The 19,644-nt window shown below is 65.5% G+C and carries 16 protein-coding genes and 1 tRNA gene; 5 read left to right on the forward strand and 12 right to left on the reverse strand.

Features of this window, described 5'->3' with window-relative positions:
- Positions 1-64: 64 nt before the first annotated feature.
- The gene (locus tag CLV46_RS12550; protein WP_100365085.1) at positions 65-460 is read left to right on the forward strand and encodes a DNA mismatch endonuclease Vsr; all 396 of its coding nucleotides are present in this window, start codon (positions 65-67) and stop codon (positions 458-460) included.
- On the opposite strand, the gene CLV46_RS12555 is transcribed toward CLV46_RS12550, so the two are convergent.
- The 9 genes from CLV46_RS12555 to CLV46_RS12595 form a co-directional block, all read right to left on the reverse strand.
- Positions 440-1,153 (reverse strand): DUF6339 family protein, encoded by a 714-nt coding sequence (locus tag CLV46_RS12555; protein WP_100365086.1) that lies wholly within the window; start codon positions 1,151-1,153, stop codon positions 440-442. The two genes, CLV46_RS12550 and CLV46_RS12555, sit on opposite strands and share 21 nt — an antisense overlap.
- On the reverse strand, positions 1,150-2,046 hold the full coding sequence (locus CLV46_RS12560; protein WP_157802318.1) for a hypothetical protein: 897 nt from the start codon (positions 2,044-2,046) through the stop codon (positions 1,150-1,152). Before CLV46_RS12560 ends, CLV46_RS12555 begins: the two co-directional genes overlap by 4 nt.
- Positions 2,046-3,851, reverse strand: coding sequence for a hypothetical protein (locus CLV46_RS12565; RefSeq protein WP_157802319.1), 1,806 nt, complete (start codon positions 3,849-3,851; stop codon positions 2,046-2,048). The genes CLV46_RS12560 and CLV46_RS12565 overlap by 1 nt, the downstream gene beginning before the upstream one ends.
- A complete protein-coding gene (locus tag CLV46_RS12570) occupies positions 3,848-4,819 on the reverse strand; it encodes a PD-(D/E)XK motif protein (RefSeq protein ID WP_100365089.1) in 972 nt (323 codons plus the stop codon). Before CLV46_RS12570 ends, CLV46_RS12565 begins: the two co-directional genes overlap by 4 nt.
- Positions 4,816-7,380 carry a Z1 domain-containing protein gene (locus CLV46_RS12575; RefSeq protein ID WP_100365090.1) on the reverse strand — a complete coding sequence of 855 codons (2,565 nt, stop codon included), beginning with the start codon at positions 7,378-7,380 and terminating at the stop codon, positions 4,816-4,818. Before CLV46_RS12575 ends, CLV46_RS12570 begins: the two co-directional genes overlap by 4 nt.
- An 80-nt stretch (positions 7,381-7,460) precedes the next feature.
- Positions 7,461-9,179 (reverse strand): response regulator receiver domain, encoded by a 1,719-nt coding sequence (locus CLV46_RS12580; RefSeq protein ID WP_245866826.1) that lies wholly within the window; start codon positions 9,177-9,179, stop codon positions 7,461-7,463.
- A complete protein-coding gene (locus tag CLV46_RS12585; RefSeq protein ID WP_157802320.1) occupies positions 9,163-12,072 on the reverse strand; it encodes an ATP-binding protein in 2,910 nt (969 codons plus the stop codon). Before CLV46_RS12585 ends, CLV46_RS12580 begins: the two co-directional genes overlap by 17 nt.
- Before the next feature lie 194 nt (positions 12,073-12,266).
- Positions 12,267-12,338: transfer RNA gene (locus tag CLV46_RS12590), tRNA-Arg, on the reverse strand.
- A gap of 77 nt (positions 12,339-12,415) precedes the next feature.
- Positions 12,416-13,531, reverse strand: coding sequence for a class I SAM-dependent methyltransferase (locus CLV46_RS12595; RefSeq protein WP_100365093.1), 1,116 nt, complete (start codon positions 13,529-13,531; stop codon positions 12,416-12,418).
- A 302-nt stretch (positions 13,532-13,833) separates the two neighbouring features.
- On the opposite strand from CLV46_RS12595, the gene CLV46_RS12600 reads away from it, so the two are divergent.
- The 4 genes from CLV46_RS12600 (at position 13,834) to CLV46_RS12615 (ending at position 16,491) form a co-directional block, all read left to right on the forward strand.
- The gene (locus CLV46_RS12600; protein WP_157802321.1) at positions 13,834-14,379 is read left to right on the forward strand and encodes a DUF4839 domain-containing protein; all 546 of its coding nucleotides are present in this window, start codon (positions 13,834-13,836) and stop codon (positions 14,377-14,379) included.
- Between the two features lie 104 nt (positions 14,380-14,483).
- Positions 14,484-14,753, forward strand: a complete 270-nt coding sequence (locus tag CLV46_RS12605) for an Atu4866 domain-containing protein (RefSeq protein ID WP_100365095.1) — start codon at positions 14,484-14,486, stop codon at positions 14,751-14,753.
- Entirely contained in the window at positions 14,746-15,681 is a 936-nt protein-coding gene (locus CLV46_RS12610) for a helix-turn-helix transcriptional regulator (RefSeq protein WP_100365096.1), read from the forward strand. The genes CLV46_RS12605 and CLV46_RS12610 overlap by 8 nt, the downstream gene beginning before the upstream one ends.
- Positions 15,682-15,735: 54 nt before the next feature.
- Positions 15,736-16,491 carry a hypothetical protein gene (locus tag CLV46_RS12615; RefSeq protein ID WP_100365097.1) on the forward strand — a complete coding sequence of 252 codons (756 nt, stop codon included), beginning with the start codon at positions 15,736-15,738 and terminating at the stop codon, positions 16,489-16,491.
- Positions 16,492-16,585: 94 nt separating this feature from the next.
- Here CLV46_RS12615 and CLV46_RS12620 read toward each other — a convergent pair whose 3' ends face one another.
- From CLV46_RS12620 to CLV46_RS12630, 3 genes are all read right to left on the reverse strand, one after another.
- The gene (locus CLV46_RS12620; RefSeq protein ID WP_100365098.1) at positions 16,586-17,443 is read right to left on the reverse strand and encodes an SDR family NAD(P)-dependent oxidoreductase; all 858 of its coding nucleotides are present in this window, start codon (positions 17,441-17,443) and stop codon (positions 16,586-16,588) included.
- Positions 17,440-18,153 (reverse strand): hypothetical protein, encoded by a 714-nt coding sequence (locus CLV46_RS12625; protein ID WP_211282194.1) that lies wholly within the window; start codon positions 18,151-18,153, stop codon positions 17,440-17,442. The genes CLV46_RS12620 and CLV46_RS12625 overlap by 4 nt, the downstream gene beginning before the upstream one ends.
- A gap of 98 nt (positions 18,154-18,251) precedes the next feature.
- Positions 18,252-19,640, reverse strand: coding sequence for an FAD-binding oxidoreductase (locus CLV46_RS12630; protein WP_100365099.1), 1,389 nt, complete (start codon positions 19,638-19,640; stop codon positions 18,252-18,254).
- Positions 19,641-19,644 lie beyond the last annotated feature (4 nt).

Raw genomic sequence — 19,644 nt, forward strand, 5'->3', positions numbered from 1 at the left:
TTGGAGTACCGTCGATTCCATGGGTGCGCCGTCGTGGGCTTCGAGCGATGGGGTTGCCCGTTCCATGCGATCCAACCGCGGCAGGGACACAAAACCCGAGCTGGCGATACGAAGGCTGCTCCATGCCGCTGGCTACCGGTATCGAGTCGACACGGCACCTATACCGGGAATGCGGCGTCGCGCTGACATCGTCTTCACACGACGCCGTATCGCTGTCTTCATCGACGGGTGTTTCTGGCACGGGTGCCCCCAGCACTACACCGCCCCGAAAACGAATGCGGATTTCTGGGCGCGCAAGGTCGAAGCGAACCGAGCCAGGGATTCGGACACCGATCGGACGCTAAGGGCGGCGGGTTGGACAGTTCTCCGGGTGTGGGAGCACGAGAGTCCAGCGGAGATGTTCGCCGCGGTGCGGTCGGCGATGGAGGACACCACGGGCTCAGGTACCGACCGCTCCTGAGCTCTCGCTCACGAGTGTCGCGCAGAGAGAAGCCAGTTCGTCATCCGTCATTGCAAAGGGGTCCGTGAAGGCGAGGCGCCGTCGGAACCGCGCTGTCGAGTCCCGGATGACAGCACGCCGGTGCTCGCCATCGCCCGTCGCGCTGATCACGGCTCTGCTCAGATGCACGGTCAGACGAGCATCTCCGCCGATGGCCCGTCTTTCGAGGAGCTGGTTCAAGTCGCTCTCCGAGAGTGAACGCAGCACGTCCGGCGCGCTCTCGAAGACGGTTCCGTGCCACCAGAGACGGGCCCAGGTGTGTCGCGTCAGGTCGCTGGCGATCCAGCGTTCCCTGTTGCCGCGGCCGAAGCGCCACTGAGTCACATGCGGAAGGGCGACAAGCGCGAGGAAGTGCCACACTTCACGAGCGCTAGCTTCAGCCCAAGGGATCTTCATGTGGCGAGTCAGCACGAACGCCGCTTCCCGGTCGAAGGCTACCCGCTGAGCCGCTGTCGACGTTCCAGGGAAACCCGCTCGCTGTGCGGCGACGACGAGCTCGTCGACCAAAGCGTTCACACGGTCCTCTGCGATTCGGGTGCCACCCGTGGGGGCGAACGTCTGCGCAGGATGTGAGAGCAGCGGTGCCGGTGTCTCCTCCTCTGCGAACAGGGCGAAGGCCTGCCCGATCGGCAAGCGTGGCCAAAGGTCCGTCATGAGAACTGCCTCCCATGGCCACGGGAGCGTACGAGGCCAGCCAACCTGGCGAGATACGCGGCGCGCTCCGTCGAGTCGACTGCTATTGAGTGCAGGCCGTGGCTTTCGGCAGCCTTAAGGAAGCCGCGGAGGACGGCTCCTACCGATTCCGCGACCCAGTCGTCCCGGGCCAGTAGCGCTTCCCGATCGAGTACCGCCAGCTCGAACAACAGGGACGCCACCTCTCCCTCCAGAACTGCGAGCAGCGTCTGCTGGGTGGTGCTCGCGGACCGCGCTTCAATGGCGCGTACCAATTCCGAGTCGCGGCTGTTGATGAGCAGCAGGAATCCCCCGTGGAACGGAGCATCCAGATCGGCCGTGGTTTCAAGGCGCCAACTCGCGGACACATCGATCTTGGTGCTGGCGAAGTCGACGACCGCCGTGGGGAACATGGTCGTGTTGGATTCGACGGTCAGGCGGTGAGCGTGCTCGGCAAGCACTGCGCCGGGGGCGGTGGGGACGGTGGGGCGGTGCACACCCTGGACTGGCGTCGGCGTGAGTGAAGTGACGATGTCGAGGGATCCCGCCACCCGCTGGCCGTGCAGCGTCCCCTGCAGGACCACCGGGGCCGAGGCGACCACGTCCGACTGTGCGATCAAGGAACGCATACCGGATGCGCTACTCGTCCAGGACGCGGTGAGACGGAGCGGGGTTCCAGCCGGAAGACCGGTGTCCATCCATGCCGCATCCACGTCGACATGGACGGTCTGACTGATGGTCAGAGTTGTATCCGTATCCCACACAGCGAGCGCTGCTGGTAATGCGGTCCAACCCTCGTCGAACATGGTCCAGGGCTCGAATCGAACGGTGTCCGGGCGCGGAACGAGATAGGGGAGAGCGCCGCTGGCCGCCATCAGAGCACCCGTCTCACGACGATGTCCACCACGACGAAGGGCACATACTGGGCGTAAACCCACCACTCGCTCTCACCGCCCGGTCCCAACCGGATCCCCGCGCCGGGGATCGGTGCGCCGCCGGTGACAGGTGCCCACTGCAGGATGCGGGGCTTGTGCGCGTGCGCGGGTGCAGTCGCCTCGGCACTGCCTCCGTCGAGTTTCACCACTGCGTCAGCCGTGAGTTGGATTTCCTGCTCCAGCTCGCTCACCCGCACTTTTGTGACCAAGAACGGTGCCTCTCCGCGGTCTACCAGATGGGTTCGATCGATGACCCTTACGATCGGCTTCCTCGACCGATTCCCTTGGCCCGAGGAAGCGCCGCCTCCCTCCGTGTTCTGGTCTGCCGCGGCCATCGCCATGGGAGCCAGGAGCGTACCGAGCCGCGCAGAGAACGCGGCGAGGCCGACACGTTCGGTCGCGCCGGTCGCGAGTGGGCCATCGAACCGCTCCGTCAAATGGCGGCGGATCTGATGCCTGGTCCTGGACACCACCCCATAGGCCGTTCCGCTCAATCCCTTCTCGATCCAGGCGTCGTGCGTCGGAGGCTCCGCAGCAGCGAAGTAGCGGTCGGCATCCTCGGAGGCCCGGAACACACCTCCGTACCGGAGTGATGGATTCACGTGCTCCGGCCCTTCGAGATAGTCCACCACCAGTTCCGCCTGCCGCATACGTGCGATGTGCCGGACCGGCGCGTCGAACGGACGAGCCGACTCGATCACGGGCGCCTCTGAAAGAGCGGCGTTGGCACCGACTGCAACGGACAGCTGCCCGACATCGATCGGCTTCGTTGACCGCTGGATTTGGCGGCCGTTGCCCCCGCGGATCTCGAGGAGCGCCTCGACGAAAGGTTGCAGCTCGTCGATGGAAGCAGGATCCGGTATGACCACGTCGCGGCCATCGACATCGACGGCGAACTTCATTCGATGCTCGTCCTCGCCCACCATCTTCGGCCACAGGTGCCAGAGGATCGCGGAGGCGAGGTGGTCCCCGACCTGGTCAACACGACGCACTTCGCCATCGGGGGTCAGGCCCGTCATCGCGCCGATGACGACGATGTCTGTGCCCGTCTCGCCGCCAGCGAACGGCCGGAATCCGAGTCGGTCCCGCACGGCGTCGGCCGCATCACCCAACAGCGGGTCCGGGACGTCGTCATCCGAGACGACACCCCACCAATGTCGACCGGTGAACCGCTGCTCATCAACGAAGAAGCTGTTCCCGATGCCTGCACCCATCAGTCGTCGCTGCTCGGGCTCTTCCCCTGCTCGACTGTCGGCGATGATGACGCCCGGCGTGCTCAACCGGTAGAAGATTCCCTTGCCGAACCCGAAGGTACCGCCGCCGAGCGCAGTGTCCCGCGGTTCCCCGACATTGCGCATGAACTGCACGAAATCGCTGCGCTCCCCCGCCGCGGCTTTCATACCGGCTCGCATCGGCCCGCCGAGTCCCGCCGTTCCTCGATCGGATACCACGAGCATAAGGCTGTCCTCGGTCAGCGACGCCGACAGGTCTTGAATCGATTCCCCTGCGGGTCCGGGCGTCAATAGTTCGTTCCACACGGCGGCGCGCGCCCCGAGGCGCTGCAGACTCACCCGGAATTCCACAGGTTTCAACCCGATGCGGGCATCCCAGCTGTTCTGAGCCGCTTCGCGGACCAGGATCTCGAGCGGGTCGAGTGAGGGGCGACCGAGTTGGTTGGCGATGCCTTCGGCAGCCGCCGAACCCTCAGGCGCGAAGGGCTGCGACCACCAGCGCGGAGGCGTCATCGTCTCACCCCGGTGAAGACGTCGTCGACTGTCGTGGGCCTGCCGTGCGGCATGAGGACGTTGAGCGCCAGGTCGTATCGGACACGGTCCACGCCTTCCGGGACGATGCCGCCAGCGAGGCGACTGGTCGAGAGGGAAGGCACCGCGTCGGACATGGGAATCGCGCGTACACCTTCGATCGCGTAGCGGTCGGCATGGAGGTTCTCCGTCCATCCCGTGAGTGCGAGCAGTGCCTCGAATTGGGCTTGCTCGACTGTGGCTATGCGGATCTCCGCAATCAATTCGTCAATGCTTTGCCCGGCCGGCTCGTCCGTGACACTGATGAGCAGCAGCTCCAACTCGCGACCGTCGTGGGATTCGAGCTGATCCAGGCCGTGGATCGTCACCGCTGAGGCGTTCGCCCCGACACCCTTCACTTCCAAGCACATCCCCGCCACCTCGAAGTCGTGCCGCTCCCGGAGCGGGCCCCGCCAGGCAGACACGGGCATGCCCGTCGCGCTCCTGACACCGGCGAGCAACACGGAGAGCTCCGCGTAGAGCCCGAGGCGGGCCTCGGGCGAAAGCGCTCCGAAACGGCTGGTCCGGAAGAGGCGTCTCCATCGCTCGATGCAGGTGAGTGCAGCAGCCTGAACATCCGCGGCGTCGCGTACGGACTCCAGCACGTCGCCGATGACCTCATCGAACTCCCGCCGTAGTGTCCCGTCAGGACAGGAGAGGTCTAGGTTGGCGGATACCGAGCCTCCGATCTCGAGCCATCGGCTGGACACCTCAAGGTTCTGTCTTGGCGCAGGGGTGACGGGCTTGATGTCCGAGATCGGTATCAGGAGATGGCGTACGCCATTCCGGTCCAGGGCGATGCGGCAGGGGAAGCCGTTGAGTCGGAGGTCGAGATCGAACGCTTCTAGTTCGCGGTCGCGCGGCGCTTGCAGCACCGCCCAACCGGTCTCCAACTGCTTCTCAATACTCACGCCTCGGACTCCGAGTCGCTCTCAAGGATCTCCTCGAGGCCCTCTGCGTCCTCGACGTTTTTCAGGTCGACCGCGACGTGGGTGGCGAAGATGCGGTTCTTCTCAGCGGCATCTCCGGGGAAGACCACGCCGATTCCGATCACAGGGAACACAGCGTCTAGCGGATCACGTGTTTTCGAATGCACGTTCTGAGGCTTGCTGGTCCTGTCGATCGGATAGACGACGAGCAAGCCTTGCTTTCCGAGCTCATCGTCCTCGTTGCGCTTCGCCGTAAGGTCCTGCTCTCGCAGCAGGCGGAGCTCAGCGAGTGGGACAGGTAAGTCGAGAGCGCGATCGACCTTGCTCATGAGCGTCTTGATGTCCGCCCGCGTCTTCCCCTGCTCGCGCAGCCGCGCGCGGACCACGGACGGGACTTGCAAGCCGCCCAGATCGACGATCTCGGTCTTACCGTCTTTCTCGCCCGCCACCACAGCCACTGACCACTTGCTGAGGCTCGGCGTCTCGGACGACTGTTGCTTGGCGATGTACTTGCGCATCAATTCGGTGTCGAGGTCCGTCGACTCCTCGTGCACCTGATACTGCTCGAGGAATTGGACGATCTCCGCGGCATCCACGTTCCGATACAGGGTGACCGAACTTTTCTTCACCTCTGCATGCGACCGCGCCACCCTCTCGACGAGGCGGCGGGTCGCCTCGAGGTTGCGCTCGAGCCATTCGGCGTCCTTGTGGTTGAAATAGCGCGTCTGCAGTCGGCGGCCGGCGAAGGAGACGTAGGCGGGAATGGCTGCGCCCATCTTCGCGGTGACACGTAAGAGGGGATGAGTGCGGATACGAACCGCGACTTCGACCGGTGTCGCATTCTGCTGCTGGTAGTAGTCGATGTCCGCACGCATCTCGTGCTCCACGGTGGAGAGGTGCCGGAATGCGGCTACGAGCGCTTCGGTCATCCAGATCCGAGGCAAATCCTCGTAGCCCGTCCGGAAACCGAACCACCGCCCCATCTGCAGGAGCGTGTCGTATGCGCTCGCTGAGCGGACGAAGAAACTGACGACCAATCCCTCCAGCGTCAGGCCACGGGAGAGCGTATTGCCCCCCACCGCGATGGCGACGACCTTCTCTTCTCCCTCGTAGTTGAGGCGGTCCGCGCTCCTGTAGTTGTCCAAAACGACCTTCGTGCGCTCGACGACGTTGAGAAGATGGGCGCGCACTTCCTCCCAAGACGTCTGAACGCGGCCGAAATCCTCCGCAGGCACCCTCACGGACTCGCGGTCCCAGTGCGCACGCCATTCCTCCAACGCCACGCCGCCCGAACGGATCTGCGAGATCGCGGCCCGCCGTAACGCTTCGAGAGGCTCGCGATACGCCTCGTGCACGTCGATCTTGACCGACGTGTGAATCAACATGGTGCTGTGGTCCAGCAGACCCCGGGCGCGCTTGGCCGCCGTCGCCAGCCAGAACCACCGGATGGCGTCAGCGAGCTCGTCGGTGATGGCCGGGGTGAATCCTGGGACATCGGCCTTGGTGAGCGGAAGCAGATCGCCCACCGTCTCCTCCGGCACCAGCCGCACCATGTCGTACCCGTCCAGAGCTCGCCCCGAGTCGTCTGTCTCGACGACATCACGGCCAAAGATCTTGTCTGGCCCGAAGTAGCCGTCCGGCCTAGGAAGATTGAGGATGAAGTCGCGGGGGTAGAGGTCGTTCTTCTCGGACGGGTCGATGAACACATTGGCGAACGGCGTCGCCGTGTACCCAATGTAGGTGCTCCGTGGCATGTACCCGAGGATCTTTTGGATCAGCGGATTGATCTGATTCGTCGCCACCGACGCCTGATCGGCTTCGTCGTCGATGACGAGCACCCGAGCGGTTTTCAGCGCATCCTGAGCGCCGGGCTCCTCCAGCCACTTGACGAGCCGGCGAAGCACCGCTGCGTTCTTCTTAACGACCGCAAGCAGACTCTTGTCCGAGCTGAGGGCGGCTGAGGCGGAGAAGGTTGGCTTGATGAAGTCCTTGTCCTCGCTCGTGAGAGTCATCCAGCGGTCCGGATTGAGGGACCTGAGCTGCGCATCGAGCCGCTTCTGGGTCTGTCTCCGCAGCCCGTTGTGGATGCCTGAGAGGACGATCACCATGCGGTAGTCCTCGTCGGCGAGCTTCGCGATCACTGATGTGAAGTTCGTCGTCTTGCCACTCTGCACGTAGCCGACAACGAGCCCCTTCGCCCGGAAAGAAGGCTTCGACGGACGAGGAGTATGGGCGACCACATGATCGGACGCCCTGTCCAAGCCGTCCAGACGATCCTCGCTCCAGCCGTCGGACACGAAGTGCTGCTTCAACGGATTCCAGAAGATGGAATCGTCGCCGGCTCCCGAATACCACGGCTCATGGTGTGTGGCTGCGATCACCAACGGGCCGCCGCTGTGCACCTTCGCGACGGCGTTCTCGTACTGCTCCGCCAACTCTGCGATCTTCTCGTCCGGCAGGTCACCTTGCAGTCGGGCCTTCGACGCCTCGACGCCGAACTTTTTCGCGTAATCCGCGAACATGACGAACAGACCCGACACCATTCCCCCGCACCCTCAAGCCCTTGCATTCCTAGCATTGGGCTCACGTGACGCGCGCCCCCCGCTTCGGGGGCAGCATCGCTTCAGGCTTGGCTGCGGCGTCGGAGATACTCGTAGTCGTTCGTTCCCACTCTGCTCGCTTGTGCTGACAGAGCGGCTATCACGCTCTGAGCCTTATCGAGCCGGAGATCTCCGAGCCACTGGAACCGCTGGCCCCGTTCTCCGAATCCCCAATGCCCGTCATTCCATGTGCCCACCACGGCACGCTTGGGCGAGGAAGGTTCGAAAGCGATCGAGCGGAGGTCAGCGAGAGACAACTTGTGAGTCAGCGTTCGAGGGCCGCCCTCTTCTCGTACCACAATCGCGAAACGGCCAGCGTCCCCCGGGGTCAAGGGCAGGAACGGGAACCGCGTCTCCTTGTCGAGACGAGTGCTGTCGCACAGTGGTTGCAAGCACAACAGGTATTCCGTGAGGACCGAGTAGGTGTAACGACCGCCCGCCTCCGTGCCGGGAACGCGGCGACGGGACCGTCGGGCCACAATAGACCCCAGTCGCAGGGTTGGCGGCAATCCGTCTTCGCCTTCTAGGTATCCGTCCCTCGCCAGGCTGGACAGGATCGAAAAATTCATGTCAGCGTCATGGGCAACTTCGCGCACGGCGGACTCGATCCCATCCAACGCCAAAGAGGTCACGCTCGACGTCTTCTCCAACTTATGAAGGTCAGCGCCCTTCTGCACGCGAACGAGGTCACCTTCGTGGCTTTTCATAAGCGTGGCGACGGCGTCGGCGGTCGAGACGCTTACGGCGGGCGTTTTCGCGTTCTTCCACACGAAGCGGTGAGAGTCGTCGGCAGACCCTCCCCGAATGGCTGCGGCTACGCGCTCGTCCGATAGGTGTTGTCGCACAGCACCGTTCGAGATCAAGGCCTCCACTTCGTCGGCGAAGAGGGACACCAGGAATTCCTCGGTAGCTGCCGGCGTAGTCATCGCTCTGTGGGCGATCATCGGGGCGTCCAGGCCACCATGGAAACGCTGCAGCAACCGGTGGGCTTGGTCCCGAAGCACGGCGAGTGACGTCAGAGCGATGCTCGGAAGGATGCCGTTTGCAGCGAAACCGGTGAATTCTCGGATGACTCGCGCCGCAACATCGTCGACTGACACTTCGTCTGGCTCGGCAGGGCCTTCGGCATGAACCTTTGAGAAGAAGACGATCCTGGCGTCGCCTACTGTCACCGACAACGCTTCTTCACCGCCATCAAAGACCTGATCGAACTTCTTCCTCAACCGCTCAAGTACCGACGCCTTAACCCTTTCCAGGTCGCGCTCACCCGAGTAGATGCAGATAAGTCGCAAGCGCGAGCCGACTTTGGAGTCCTGCGCAAGCACGGTTTCGATGAAGCTGAAGCTTGTGGGATCTTCCCCAATGGCCACGTCGCCGGTTGTCACCGCCGGCGCGCTGCCAATCAACCAATCGAGGATCACCACATCCGCTCGCCGAGCGAGCGACCCGAGAAGAGCGAGGTCCCGTTCTCGGCCGTCGCCAGACGGAGCTAGGACAGCACAGTTCATACCTAGCTGAGCAAACGCACGAACTACCTTCTCCGTGTCTAGTTCGCCAGCATCCTCCGCGCCGCGACTTGGCGGATGTTCTTCCGCCATGCCGCCGTAGCTATCATCGAAAACCGCAGCGCCAGACGTAGCGGTGTACGCTCCTCCGGAAGGCGTGTAAGCCTCATCGTCGAAAATAACTACCGATTGCAAAAATTGCTCGGCTGCACGAGTTGCTTCAGGCGCCCGAGTCATCACCTTGCACCCTTTCAATCTTGAACGCTGCACCGGGGTTGTTCGCTTCCAGAACGAGTCGCCAACCGTCGCGGGCTAGCAAGTCCCGAGCGAGAGATAACCCGAGCCCGCGGCCACCCCGCCTGCGGCCGAAACCGCGGACGAAGATCGCCTCTCGATCCGCAGGGCGGACGCCCGGCCCATTGTCCGCAATAAGGAAAGCCCCGTGCCGAGCGTCCAGGCGAACGGCGCGCCCGGTTTCTCGCTCCAGAACCCAATGCATCGCATTATCGACGAGGTTCACGAACACCGGGTAAAAGGTGCTCGGGTAACCTTTTACGGCCGCCCGCAGGAAGGCGTCAGTCGCCGTGATTTCGATTGCGTTGACTCGCATGCGTTCTTCGAATACGCCGAGCAGGAAGGCATGAATATCCGCTCCCGCGATCGAGGAAGCTTCGCGGTATAGCCTGCGTTGCAGAGGGGTGAAAAGTCGGAGGTAACCGTCAAGGTGCGTGAATGCCGCTCGGATGTCCCGCACCAATGGGGCGAGGGGAGGAGTCGCGCGAGCCCATGGATCCAACCCTCGCAGCCCGTTACGCACAGAGGCGATACTCGCCTCGAACTCATGACTGATAACCTGAACGGCCTGCCCTAACTGGACGAGTTCCAAGTTCTCGTCGATCTGCTCTTCCAAATCGAGAATGCGCTCCTTCAGATCGACCGTCTCATGGTGCAGCCCTTCCTGCGAGACGAGGTCCTCTGCCCGTCTCCGTGTCGAGCGCATTTCTTCAAGCCTTCGTTCGGCGGACGCCTCGATCTCTCGAGCCGTGGCTGCTTCGCCGCCGTCAACCCGACCAAGCGACTCAATCAGGTCACGAGCCGACTCTTCGAACTGCGTAACGGACTGGTCCGCGTGCGCCCCTAGTACTTCACGCGCCGCGTCGGCTGCTTGCCTCACTTCGGCCGCCATGCTCGTTAACTCCCTCTGCCGATTTTCAGCGAGAAGCCGAAGTCGTCGAAGGACTGGCGAGTCGACCGGCTCGTCTTGGGGCATTCCGAGCTTGTGGCGCGCGCTCAACAACAGCACCTCGATCTCGTCGAACGCTTGCTGCATCACCGCAGACGCATCGCCCGACAATCGCTTGTAGGCAGCCCAATCCCGTTCCAGCTCGGACGTCAACGGCAACCCTGCGGGGCGGCTGATCGCGATTCCGGCGCGAAGTTTGAAGAGCGCTTCTACCGAGACTGACGCGAGGGAGGGAAGATCTGAAGCGAGCTCTTGCCGCACGAGGTGAGCGAGTCCCGACCGGGTATCTCGCAGGACGCCTTGCACACCCGAAGCGAAGGCGCCTGACTCAACGGACCCGATCGCTTTATGAAGCTCTTTGCGGAACTCGTCCCGAGCTCTTTTCTCAGCTTTTGATTGCTCCGCGCGTCGGGCAACATTCTGACGCTGATCACGCCAAGTCGGATCCGCGGATGTCCGGCGCGAAAAATATGAAGCAGCGATCTGAATCAAGAAGCCGCTAAGGATTGATTCAAAATCTCGGAAAGCAGCATTCTCACGGAAACCTTCTCGTCCCGCCTTCTCCTGTAGGCGATGGTTCGATTGGCTGTCCAGAGAGACCGCACCGAACATGCGCCGGTACGAGAAGTAGTATGTGCCCGCATTCAGGGTACGTCGTTTCTCGATCTCAAGATAGTCGACGTCTGAGTTGCCGTAGGGCAGTACACGGATGCCATCGCGGTAAACGTACAACCCCCCTATACGATTCAATCTTGCGGTCATCTCGACGAACTCGTCCGGACTGAGCGTGGATTCGGATGCCTTCCCCTGCACGTACCCGAACTTGATTGAGAACGGGCCGCACGCTGTTCTTTCGTTACGGGCGTTGCCCTTCCACAGCTCTACAATGTCGACCGGCTTATCGCCGTAAATTCGTAGTTGCCCATGGAAGCGGCCGAGTTCATCGAACTCCCCCTCCACCGTGTGGTCCGCGTGGGCGAAGTCACTTTCGTCCCAAAAACGGGCCACCCCCTCGATCAGGTCTGACCCTTGAGCGCCGTCCCACCTCCAGAATGACGTCGCGAAATCAGGTGTCGAACTTGTGGGGGTAATCGGATTTGTGAACCCAATCAGGAATTTCTGGAAGTCGCTGATGGGAGCTCCGGATCCCTGCTCTTTGCGTTCCTCGAGCGCGGCTTCGAGATCTTCGCTGACAGGGCTCACTATGTACGTCGTGCCAGGCTCCGCTGCTAGGTTGGGGCCCTCGGCGGCGCAATATGGTCGAGGGTCGAAAGTCAGAAGATCGAGCTCGCGACGGATGCGATCCTGCCGATCCTTCCCGACGCGAGCGCCCAACTCGCTCAAGGAGGCGCGCACTTCGTCGCTCATTGAGACGAGTAGAGCGGGCGATACATCCGCGATCGTTTTCACAGTGCGAACGGGAACAACTACATCATTCAAGGTGAGTCCTGGAACCTCGAACAAAGTCCACTGAAGGAGCGCCACCACGAGCTCACCGGGAGCGCCCGAGCGCGCACCGCGCGCGCCACTGACGACTAGTAACTGAGGCCCGAGAGTCGCGACGGCCAAGCGACCGATGCCTTTTTCTCCCATCTGGCGCCGCGGCTCCATGCCGGGAGGGGGCGCGGAAGCGGTCTCGCGGCGATCTGCGACTTTGCTATCCGTCCCGATAACCAACCAACGTTCGAGGAAATCGGTGATGGACATCCCTGTGCCATTGTCACGAATCGTGACGGCGCTCCGCGCAGGGTAGTAGTCGCCTCGGACCTCTGTTGCGTAGGCGTCATAAGCGTTCTTGAAGATTTCGGAGACGGCAGTAGGTATGCCTGCAATCTGCTGCCTGCCGAGCATATCGATCGTTCGTGCGCTCGACTGGAAAACGGCCACCGACTACCCCATTCGTACGTGCGGGTCGCGACCTCGTTGACCGCGGACGAGAATTTCGAGCCTAAAAACAAGCTCACCTTCAGTATCTTGACCTATTCACGGCCCGAAGCACGAGCGCGCGGGAGCACTTCTTGGCGTTTCGCCTTTGCTGCATGAGAGTGACTCGCGACAGCTCTCGGTCGCGACCATGCCTGTGCCCCTGGAGGGACTCGAACCCCCAACCCTTTCCTTAGGACGGAACTGCTCTTCCATTGAGCTACAGAGGCGGATACGTCGACGAGTCTACCGAGCGGGGCAGGGTCGTTCGTGGTGGTCGCTTCGACAAGCTCAGCGCCAAGTCCCGTCAACGGGCGGTGGAGACGGTGACGGTGAACTTCGGGGTGCGCGACACCTGACGGGTGCCGCCGACGATGCGGTAGAGGGCCGGGCGGTAGGTGAGGTGCGAGTTGTAGACGGTCCACAGTTCGCCGCCCGGCTTGAGCACACGGGCCGCCTCCTCGAAGAGTCGGAGCGCGACGCCGGCGTGCACGGTCGACCCGGTGTGGAACGGCGGGTTGAGCAGCACGAGGTCCGCGCACGCGTCCGGCTGCTGCGACAGGCCGTCGTCGCGGCGCACGGTGATCGCCACCTCGTTCGCCTCCGCTGTGGCTCGAGTGGAGGCGACGGCCGCGGCGGAGGTGTCGGTCGCGAGCACCGCGAGCTCCGGACGCGTACGGGCGAGGGCGGTGGCGAGCAGACCGGTGCCGCATCCGAGGTCCACGGCCGTGCGGGCATCCGGATTCATCTCATCCAGGTGCCGCAGCAGCTCGCGCGTGCCGAGGTCGAGCTTCGGACCGGCGAAGGCGGCGCCGTGGGCGACGACCCAGAGGCCGAGCTCGTCGAGGTAGGCGCGCTGCGGCCACGCCGACTCCGCGGACGGGCGCGGGTCGCGAGCGCGGATGACGCGGGACTTCTGGCGTCCGAGGGAGGCGCGCACGTCACCGAAGTGCCGTCCGAGCACCTCGTTCATCGCGATTGACATGTGCTTGAGTCGCCCGCCCGCGAACACGGTCACCGACGGGTCGGCGAAGCGCGCGATCGTCTCGGCGACCTCGTCCAGCTCGCTGAGCGACTTCGGCATCTGCATGAGCACGACGCGGGACCCGGTCAGCAGCTCCTCGCCCAGGTCGAGGGAGCGGAAGCCCGTCACGCCCGTCGCGGCGGCGTTGTTCTGCAGAGCGAGCTCGCCCGTGTACGAGTCCTGGTGGGTGCGGATGTCCGCGGCGTCGTGCAGCGCGAGCGCCCCAAGGGTGAGGGCGCCGTAGCGGTCGCCGATCACCACGACCTCGCCCGGGGCGGCAGCGTGGAGGTCGTCGGCGGCCTCGTCGAGGATCAGGTGGTCGGAGGCGTCGTAGGCGAAGAGGTTGTCGGCTTCGACGTCCGGGAAGCGGCGGAGGGCCGTGAAGTCGAAGTCGGGCATGGGTTCCACCGTAGAGGCCCGTCGCGGCGCTCGATCGACGATGGCGGTCGATAGTGTCGACAAGCCGAACCGGCATCGACTGCAGAATGCGGGGCACTATGGCCGACGTCGGCACTAAGTACGAGACGCGAACCGTGCGGACATTGCGCGGCACGGAACCGCGAACGATTGCGAAGTGGGAAAAGGAGGGCTGGGAGGTCGTCTCTCAGTCACATACTCGGCTCCAGACGGAGCTGAAAATTCGCCGACCTAAGCCAGCGACTCCGTGGCGCCTCTACGCCATCGGGGGAGGCGTTGCGGCCGTGCTACTCACCGTCGCTATCGTCACGGGGATCATCAACGAAGGAGGTAGCTCCGGGCGGAATGAGGCCGCTGGGAACTCACGCGACGACGGCACTTCAGCTCCGAGCACGGCTGCCTCTAATGAACCTGAGCCAAGCGCCTCCTCCGCCCCGGCTGCGATCGCTTTGACCCCTGAGAGCAACGCTGAGCTCGCGGCGCTACTACAGCTTGGCAATATTTGCGACGATTCCATCGCCGCCTTCGCTGAGAAGTACAAGGGCGCAATGATCGCTTTTGATGGAAGCATTGGCGCCCTCAACAACCACAACGGCGCAACGACCCGGTACGACCTGCTGCTCGGTGCGGGCGACTTCAGCGAGACCTCGGCCCCCGGACCGGCCTTTCAGTATCGCGATGTCAATCTCACCAACGACCTGCATTACGTCGGGGTCGTACCCGACACGATCGGCGTTGGAACGAATCTGCGGGTGACCGCCGAAGTGGATGAGTACGAGCCGAACACCTGCCTCTTCCTTCTGGAGCCAGTCGAGACGTCCATCCGTTAGAGCGAGTGGTCGAGGAGCCCGCTTCGACAGGCGCAGCGACCGGCCCGAGAGGGTGGGTGCACGGCGCCCTCCCTCCCGCACATCCGCATCCATACCGTGGAACCATGACGAACAGCGGAACGCACAACACCACGTGGACCGAGGGCTCGCAGGTGGGGCTCTGGGTCACCGCCGACCGGCGGATCCGGCACGAGTTGCGCGCCGACGGCACCTACGTCGAGGCGCGCGGGCAGCGTGAGGCCGCGTACACCGGCCGCTACTGGATGGAGGGCACCCACATCGAGTACCTCGACGACACCGGGTTCACCGCCGACGGCGACTTCGTCGACGGCGTCCTGTACCACGCCGGGATGGTGCTGACGAAGGATGACTGACGAGCTCGGCGCGTTCCTGCGGGCCAGCCGCAACCGCACCGACCCCGCCCGCCACGGCTTCGGCGGCGCGGTGCGGCGCCGGGTCGCCGGGCTGCGCCGCGAGGAGGTCGCCGCCCTCGCCGGCGTCAGCGTCGACTACTACACGCGGCTCGAGCAGGGGCGTGAGACCCGGCCGTCGCTGCAGGTGGTCGACGCCCTCGCGGGGGTGTTCGACCTCGACCGGGATGCGCGACAGCACGTCTACCGCCTCGCCGGCCTCATGCCGATCATCGACCTAGCCCCCAGCGGCGACGCGCCCTCGCCCGAGCTGCGGCAGCTGCTCGACGCCTGGCCGCACACCCCCGCCGTGGTGTTCAACCACGCCTACGACGTGCTCGCCTCCAACCGGATCGGCGAGGCGCTCTTCGCGCCCTTCGATCCGGAGCGGAACCTGCTGCTGTCGGTGTTCCTCGACCCCGGTGCGCGTTCGTTCTACGACGACTGGCCCGCCGCCGCCCGCAACAGCGCCGGCGCGCTGCGGTTCGCGCTCGGGCAGGTTCCGGATGACCGGCGCCTGCTCGATGTGCTCGAGACGTTGCTGCGGCACAGCGTCGAGTTCCGCCGCCTCTGGGACGACCCCGAGGTGCGCGGCAAGAGCATGGAGTTCAAGCGCCTCAACCACCCGCAGGTGGGTCTGCTCGAGCTGACGATGCAGACCTTCGAGGTGCGCAGCGCCCCCGGCCAGCAGCTCATCGTCTACCACCCCGCGCCCGGCAGCCGGTCCGACGACGGCCTGCGCATCCTCGGCACGCTCGCCGAGACCGCGTCTCGACGGCTACTCGAGGACCCCCGCTCGGCAGGCCCCTCCATCGCGGGTAGTCGAGCGCCGGCGCTGGCGCCCGATTGCTGTGTTGGCACGCACCGCGCGGGATCCGTTCGGGAGCGGTAACGTCCGGTGCTCGGCCGCTCGATAGCATGTGAGCGAGTCTCCGGAAAGGACCCCATGCGTTCGACCTCGAGGATCCTGCCGCTGCTCGGCGCGGCCGCGATCGCCCTGTCGCTCACCGGCTGCACGAACCTCCTGGGAGCGCCCCTCTCAGCCGACGAGCGTGAGGCCGCGCCGGAGACCCCGACCGTGTCGGAAGAGGCGCAGCGCGCGTACTACGACAACGTCGTGCTGCTCTTCGAACTCTCCGAGACCGTACTCGGCGACGAGGCCGGTTCGTTCGGGGCGCCCACCGTGCGGGGCACGTGGAGCGAGGTCGACGAGGCGGCTCACGACGAACAGATCGAGGCGGGGCTCGCCGCGTGCGAAATGCTCGAGCATCCCGACGCCGCACCGGATGCCGAGCTGCGCACTCTGATGCCGTGGCTCGCCTCCCGGTTCCTCTGCGAAGACCAGCGCACCGCTGCCGAAGAGGCCGTGAGCGCCGAATACGGCGACGAGATCCTGCGAGTGCTCGACGCCTCGTTGCTGAAGGGCGGCGCGGACGCCAAGGACGTCTTTCAGGCCGTCGACACCTGCGGGGTGACCATCGAGCTGTTCTACACGTTGTCCGCCGAGTACACCCCCGACTACTTCTGCTGGATCATGCGCGCCAACGTCAACAGCGGCAACGATCACGAGGACGACTTCCTCTTCCTCTTCCGGCACACGGACGACGAACAAGAACTCGCCGACGCGAAGTTCGACGAGTGGGCCCGCCAGATGGGTGCCACCCCGAACTTCCTCGGCGAACTCAGCGAACAGCCACGCTGACGCGGGCGGATGGCGGGTGCGCCGGTATCGCGTCACGTCGCGGGCGCCGGCCCTCGTGTCGCCTCACCGGATCACGCCGGCTTCGACCCGCGGATCACCGACCGCCGCCGAGACTCCAAGTCGGATCTCCGACGATGGCGGAGGTCTCGCGCCACAGACGCTCCCGCTCTTCTTGCTGAGCGGCGAACGTGGGCAGCGGCACGACCTTCCCGTGCTCGTCGACGTAGACCTCCTCGGCCGAGCGCTGCCGACCGTCGGAGATGAGATCGCGGTAGACCGCAGCGATCGCGGCGGGATCCGCCGCCACACGATTCTTCGGCGCGTAGAGCATGCGCAACAGTGCCGGCTGCGCCGCGAGCCGGTCGGCGTCCAACCGCACGGCCGGAACTCGCAGACACGACACGCTCACGCGCTCGCCCGCCAGCTCGGCGAGGTGGACGGCCGTCATCGTCTGGGCGAGCTTCGAGTGGTAGTACGCCTTCACCGGGGTGTACCAGTCCGCCGAGTCGAGTTCGCCGTACCGGATGCGGATGCGCGGCATCGTCACGATGCCCTTGCTCGCGATGAACAACAACCGCGGTGATGCGGATGCGGCGAGTGCCGCGCTCACCCGAGCGGTGAACTCGAACGGGCCGAGGTGGTTGGTCTGCCAGACGGCCTCGTGCCCGTCGGGGGTGAACACCGCCTGCTTCTGCGACTGGTCGAACACCGCGGCGTTGTTGATGAGCGCGTCGAGCGGGCCGTCTGCGACGAGCCGTTCCGCCGCGGCACTCACGCTCGCGCGGGAGGAGAGATCCAGTCGCTGGATCTGGATGCGCGGGTCGTCGCCGAGGGCGGCGCGGGCGCGGTCGACGCTGCGGCAGAGGGCCACCACATGGTGTCCTTCGGCGGCGAGCAAGCGGGCGGCGCGGAGGCCGATGCCGGCGTTCGCGCCGGTGATGGCGATCCTCATGGGGTTCCCTTCGGGGCGTTGCGTTCGGAGGGTCTCGATAGGGCGGGCTCCGCCGCGCCTACTCGACCAGCGAGAGCAGAGGCGCGGTAGAGGCCGGGGAGGATGTGCTCGAACAGGCCCACCTCCTCGATGTTGTGCTTCAGCCAGGCCTGCGACATGCCCTCGACCCAGACCTTCGAGCGCAGGTAGGCGTTGATCGGACGCCCGAGACGCGACCGCGACCCGAGATCGAGGACGCTCACGTAGTGGGTGCGCCCGCGGCCCTCCGACCAGGTGTGCTCGAGCTGGAAGAACTGCGCCCCGGCGATGCGCATGACGAGACGGATGCCCGTGCGGTCGAGCTTCTCCACCCGGTCGATCGTGTCGACGCGGAAGCGCTCATCGCGCCCCATCGCCTCGACGATGCGGAATCGTGCACCCTCCGCCGCCCCGCCATCCGGTGCCTCGCGGGCGAGCGCCCAGTGGATGTGGTCGAGCGGATGCCACACCCGGTAGCGCTGCCGGATCGCACCCGCGTACGGCATGGTGTCGCCGATGTGCGAGAACCACCACAGCAGCATGTCGGGGGTCACTCCCTCGAGCGGTTCGTGGTCGATCGTGAGGCGGAGGCGCCGGCCTGGGAACTCCTCGATCGTCGTCGTGGCGCTCGAGACCGGCCGCAGCGGATGCAGAAGGGGCAGCGGATCGGGGAGAGGGAGGCGGCGGGCCATGGGTTCGGGCTTTCGTTCGGGTTCGCGTGGGGGTCTCGATACGGCGGGCTCCGCTGCGCCTACCCGACCAGCGGGCCGGGAACGCGACGGGGGGCGCGTCAGGCGAAGACGCGGAAAGGGTCGTACCCGGCGCGCACCGCGTCGAGACGCCGGGCGGTGTCGGGCGCCCAGATGCGATCGCGGTGCTCCCCCGGGTTCGCGGGGCCGACGAAGTTCGGCTGCAGCTCTTCCGCGACCCAGGGATGCATCGCGGAGAAGACGCCCTCGATGACGGCGGGGATGACGGTGTCGAGCAGTTCGGGCACGGGAGCGCCGACGATGTGCAGCGCGAACGCGGCGTCGCGGCCGGCGATCGCGTTCGGCGCACCCGCGGGTCGCGCGACCGCACCGCCCAGCAGACGCAGCTCGACGGCGGCGAGCGGCACCGGCGCATCCGGGCCCACCGCGGCGAGCAGCGCGTCGAGTGCGGCGTCGTCGAGGTCGCGCAGCAGCACACCGCCCTCGGTGTACGGCATGGGTTCGGCCGGATCCTGGTGGATCGCGCCGAGTTGCGCGTACGGCAGGTCCGCCACCCGCTCGAGCAGCGGCGTGCGCACCGCGCGCAGCGGGGCGAGCAGTCGCTCCCCCTCGGCGGCGGTGCCGGTGTAGGCGACCCGCACGTGCAGCACCGTCTGCCCGCGCAGCGGCTCCGGGATGAACGGCGCCGGGGGCAGCCGCAGGATCGCCGCCGACGTGCCGAACTCCTCCGGCAACGCGGCGCTCCAGTCGTTCCAGGCGTGCAGCACCGGCTCGATGTCGGGCGCCGCGAAGTAGACGCCGCCACCCCACAGCGTCGCGAGCGGGAACAGGTCGATCGTGACCGAGACGACGATGCCGAGTCCGACCTTGCCGCCGCGCAACGCCCAGAAGAGGTCGGCGTGACTCTCGGCGTTGACGATGAGGTGCTCGCCCACGCCGGTGACCACTTCGATCTCGCGCACGTGGTCGGCAGCGAAACCGAACTGCCGGGCGATCGGGCCCAGTCCGCCGCCGAGCAGGTAGCCGACCACGCCGACGTGCGGTGCCGATCCGGCGAGAGGGGCGAGCCCGTGCGGAGCGGCGGCGTCGAGCACGTCCTGCCAGCGGGCACCCGCACCGATGCGGGCGACCCGGGTCTCGGCGTCGACCTCGACCGAGCTCAGGCCACGGGTCACGAGGATGATTCCCGCATCCACCGGGCCGAGCAGGCCGTGCCCGGTGCCGATGGCCTTCACCGTGAGCGACTGCCGTCCGGCGATCTGCACGACCGCGGAGACGTCGGCGGGCTTCGACGGCGTGACGATGAGCGGGGCGCGGTGCCGCCAGGCCGTGTTGAAGGCGGGCACCAGGTCGGCGGCGGTCGGCTCCCCCGCGACGAAGACGCGGCCGGGCAGCGCCTGCCGGAGTTCGCGGAGTGCGGCCGCGACGTTGTACGGCTGCACCAGCTGGTGATCGATGAGGTCGGACATGGCG

Source organism: Diaminobutyricimonas aerilata, from assembly GCF_002797715.1.
GTDB lineage: Bacteria > Actinomycetota > Actinomycetes > Actinomycetales > Microbacteriaceae > Diaminobutyricimonas > Diaminobutyricimonas aerilata.

Excerpts from the sequence above, each read along its gene's own strand:
- CLV46_RS12550 (WP_100365085.1), top strand. The coding sequence starts at position 65 with ATGCGATCCAACCGCGGCAGGGACACAAAACCCGAGCTGGCGATACGA.
- CLV46_RS12555 (WP_100365086.1), bottom strand. The coding sequence starts at position 1,153 with ATGACGGACCTTTGGCCACGCTTGCCGATCGGGCAGGCCTTCGCCCTG.
- CLV46_RS12560 (WP_157802318.1), bottom strand. The coding sequence starts at position 2,046 with ATGGCGGCCAGCGGCGCTCTCCCCTATCTCGTTCCGCGCCCGGACACC.
- CLV46_RS12565 (WP_157802319.1), bottom strand. The coding sequence starts at position 3,851 with ATGACGCCTCCGCGCTGGTGGTCGCAGCCCTTCGCGCCTGAGGGTTCG.
- CLV46_RS12575 (WP_100365090.1), bottom strand. The coding sequence starts at position 7,380 with ATGGTGTCGGGTCTGTTCGTCATGTTCGCGGATTACGCGAAAAAGTTC.
- CLV46_RS12580 (WP_245866826.1), bottom strand. The coding sequence starts at position 9,179 with ATGACTCGGGCGCCTGAAGCAACTCGTGCAGCCGAGCAATTTTTGCAA.
- CLV46_RS12595 (WP_100365093.1), bottom strand. The coding sequence starts at position 13,531 with ATGCCCGACTTCGACTTCACGGCCCTCCGCCGCTTCCCGGACGTCGAA.
- CLV46_RS12605 (WP_100365095.1), top strand. The coding sequence starts at position 14,484 with ATGACGAACAGCGGAACGCACAACACCACGTGGACCGAGGGCTCGCAG.
- CLV46_RS12610 (WP_100365096.1), top strand. The coding sequence starts at position 14,746 with ATGACTGACGAGCTCGGCGCGTTCCTGCGGGCCAGCCGCAACCGCACC.
- CLV46_RS12615 (WP_100365097.1), top strand. The coding sequence starts at position 15,736 with ATGCGTTCGACCTCGAGGATCCTGCCGCTGCTCGGCGCGGCCGCGATC.
- CLV46_RS12620 (WP_100365098.1), bottom strand. The coding sequence starts at position 17,443 with ATGAGGATCGCCATCACCGGCGCGAACGCCGGCATCGGCCTCCGCGCC.
- CLV46_RS12625 (WP_211282194.1), bottom strand. The coding sequence starts at position 18,153 with ATGGCCCGCCGCCTCCCTCTCCCCGATCCGCTGCCCCTTCTGCATCCG.
- CLV46_RS12630 (WP_100365099.1), bottom strand. The coding sequence starts at position 19,640 with ATGTCCGACCTCATCGATCACCAGCTGGTGCAGCCGTACAACGTCGCG.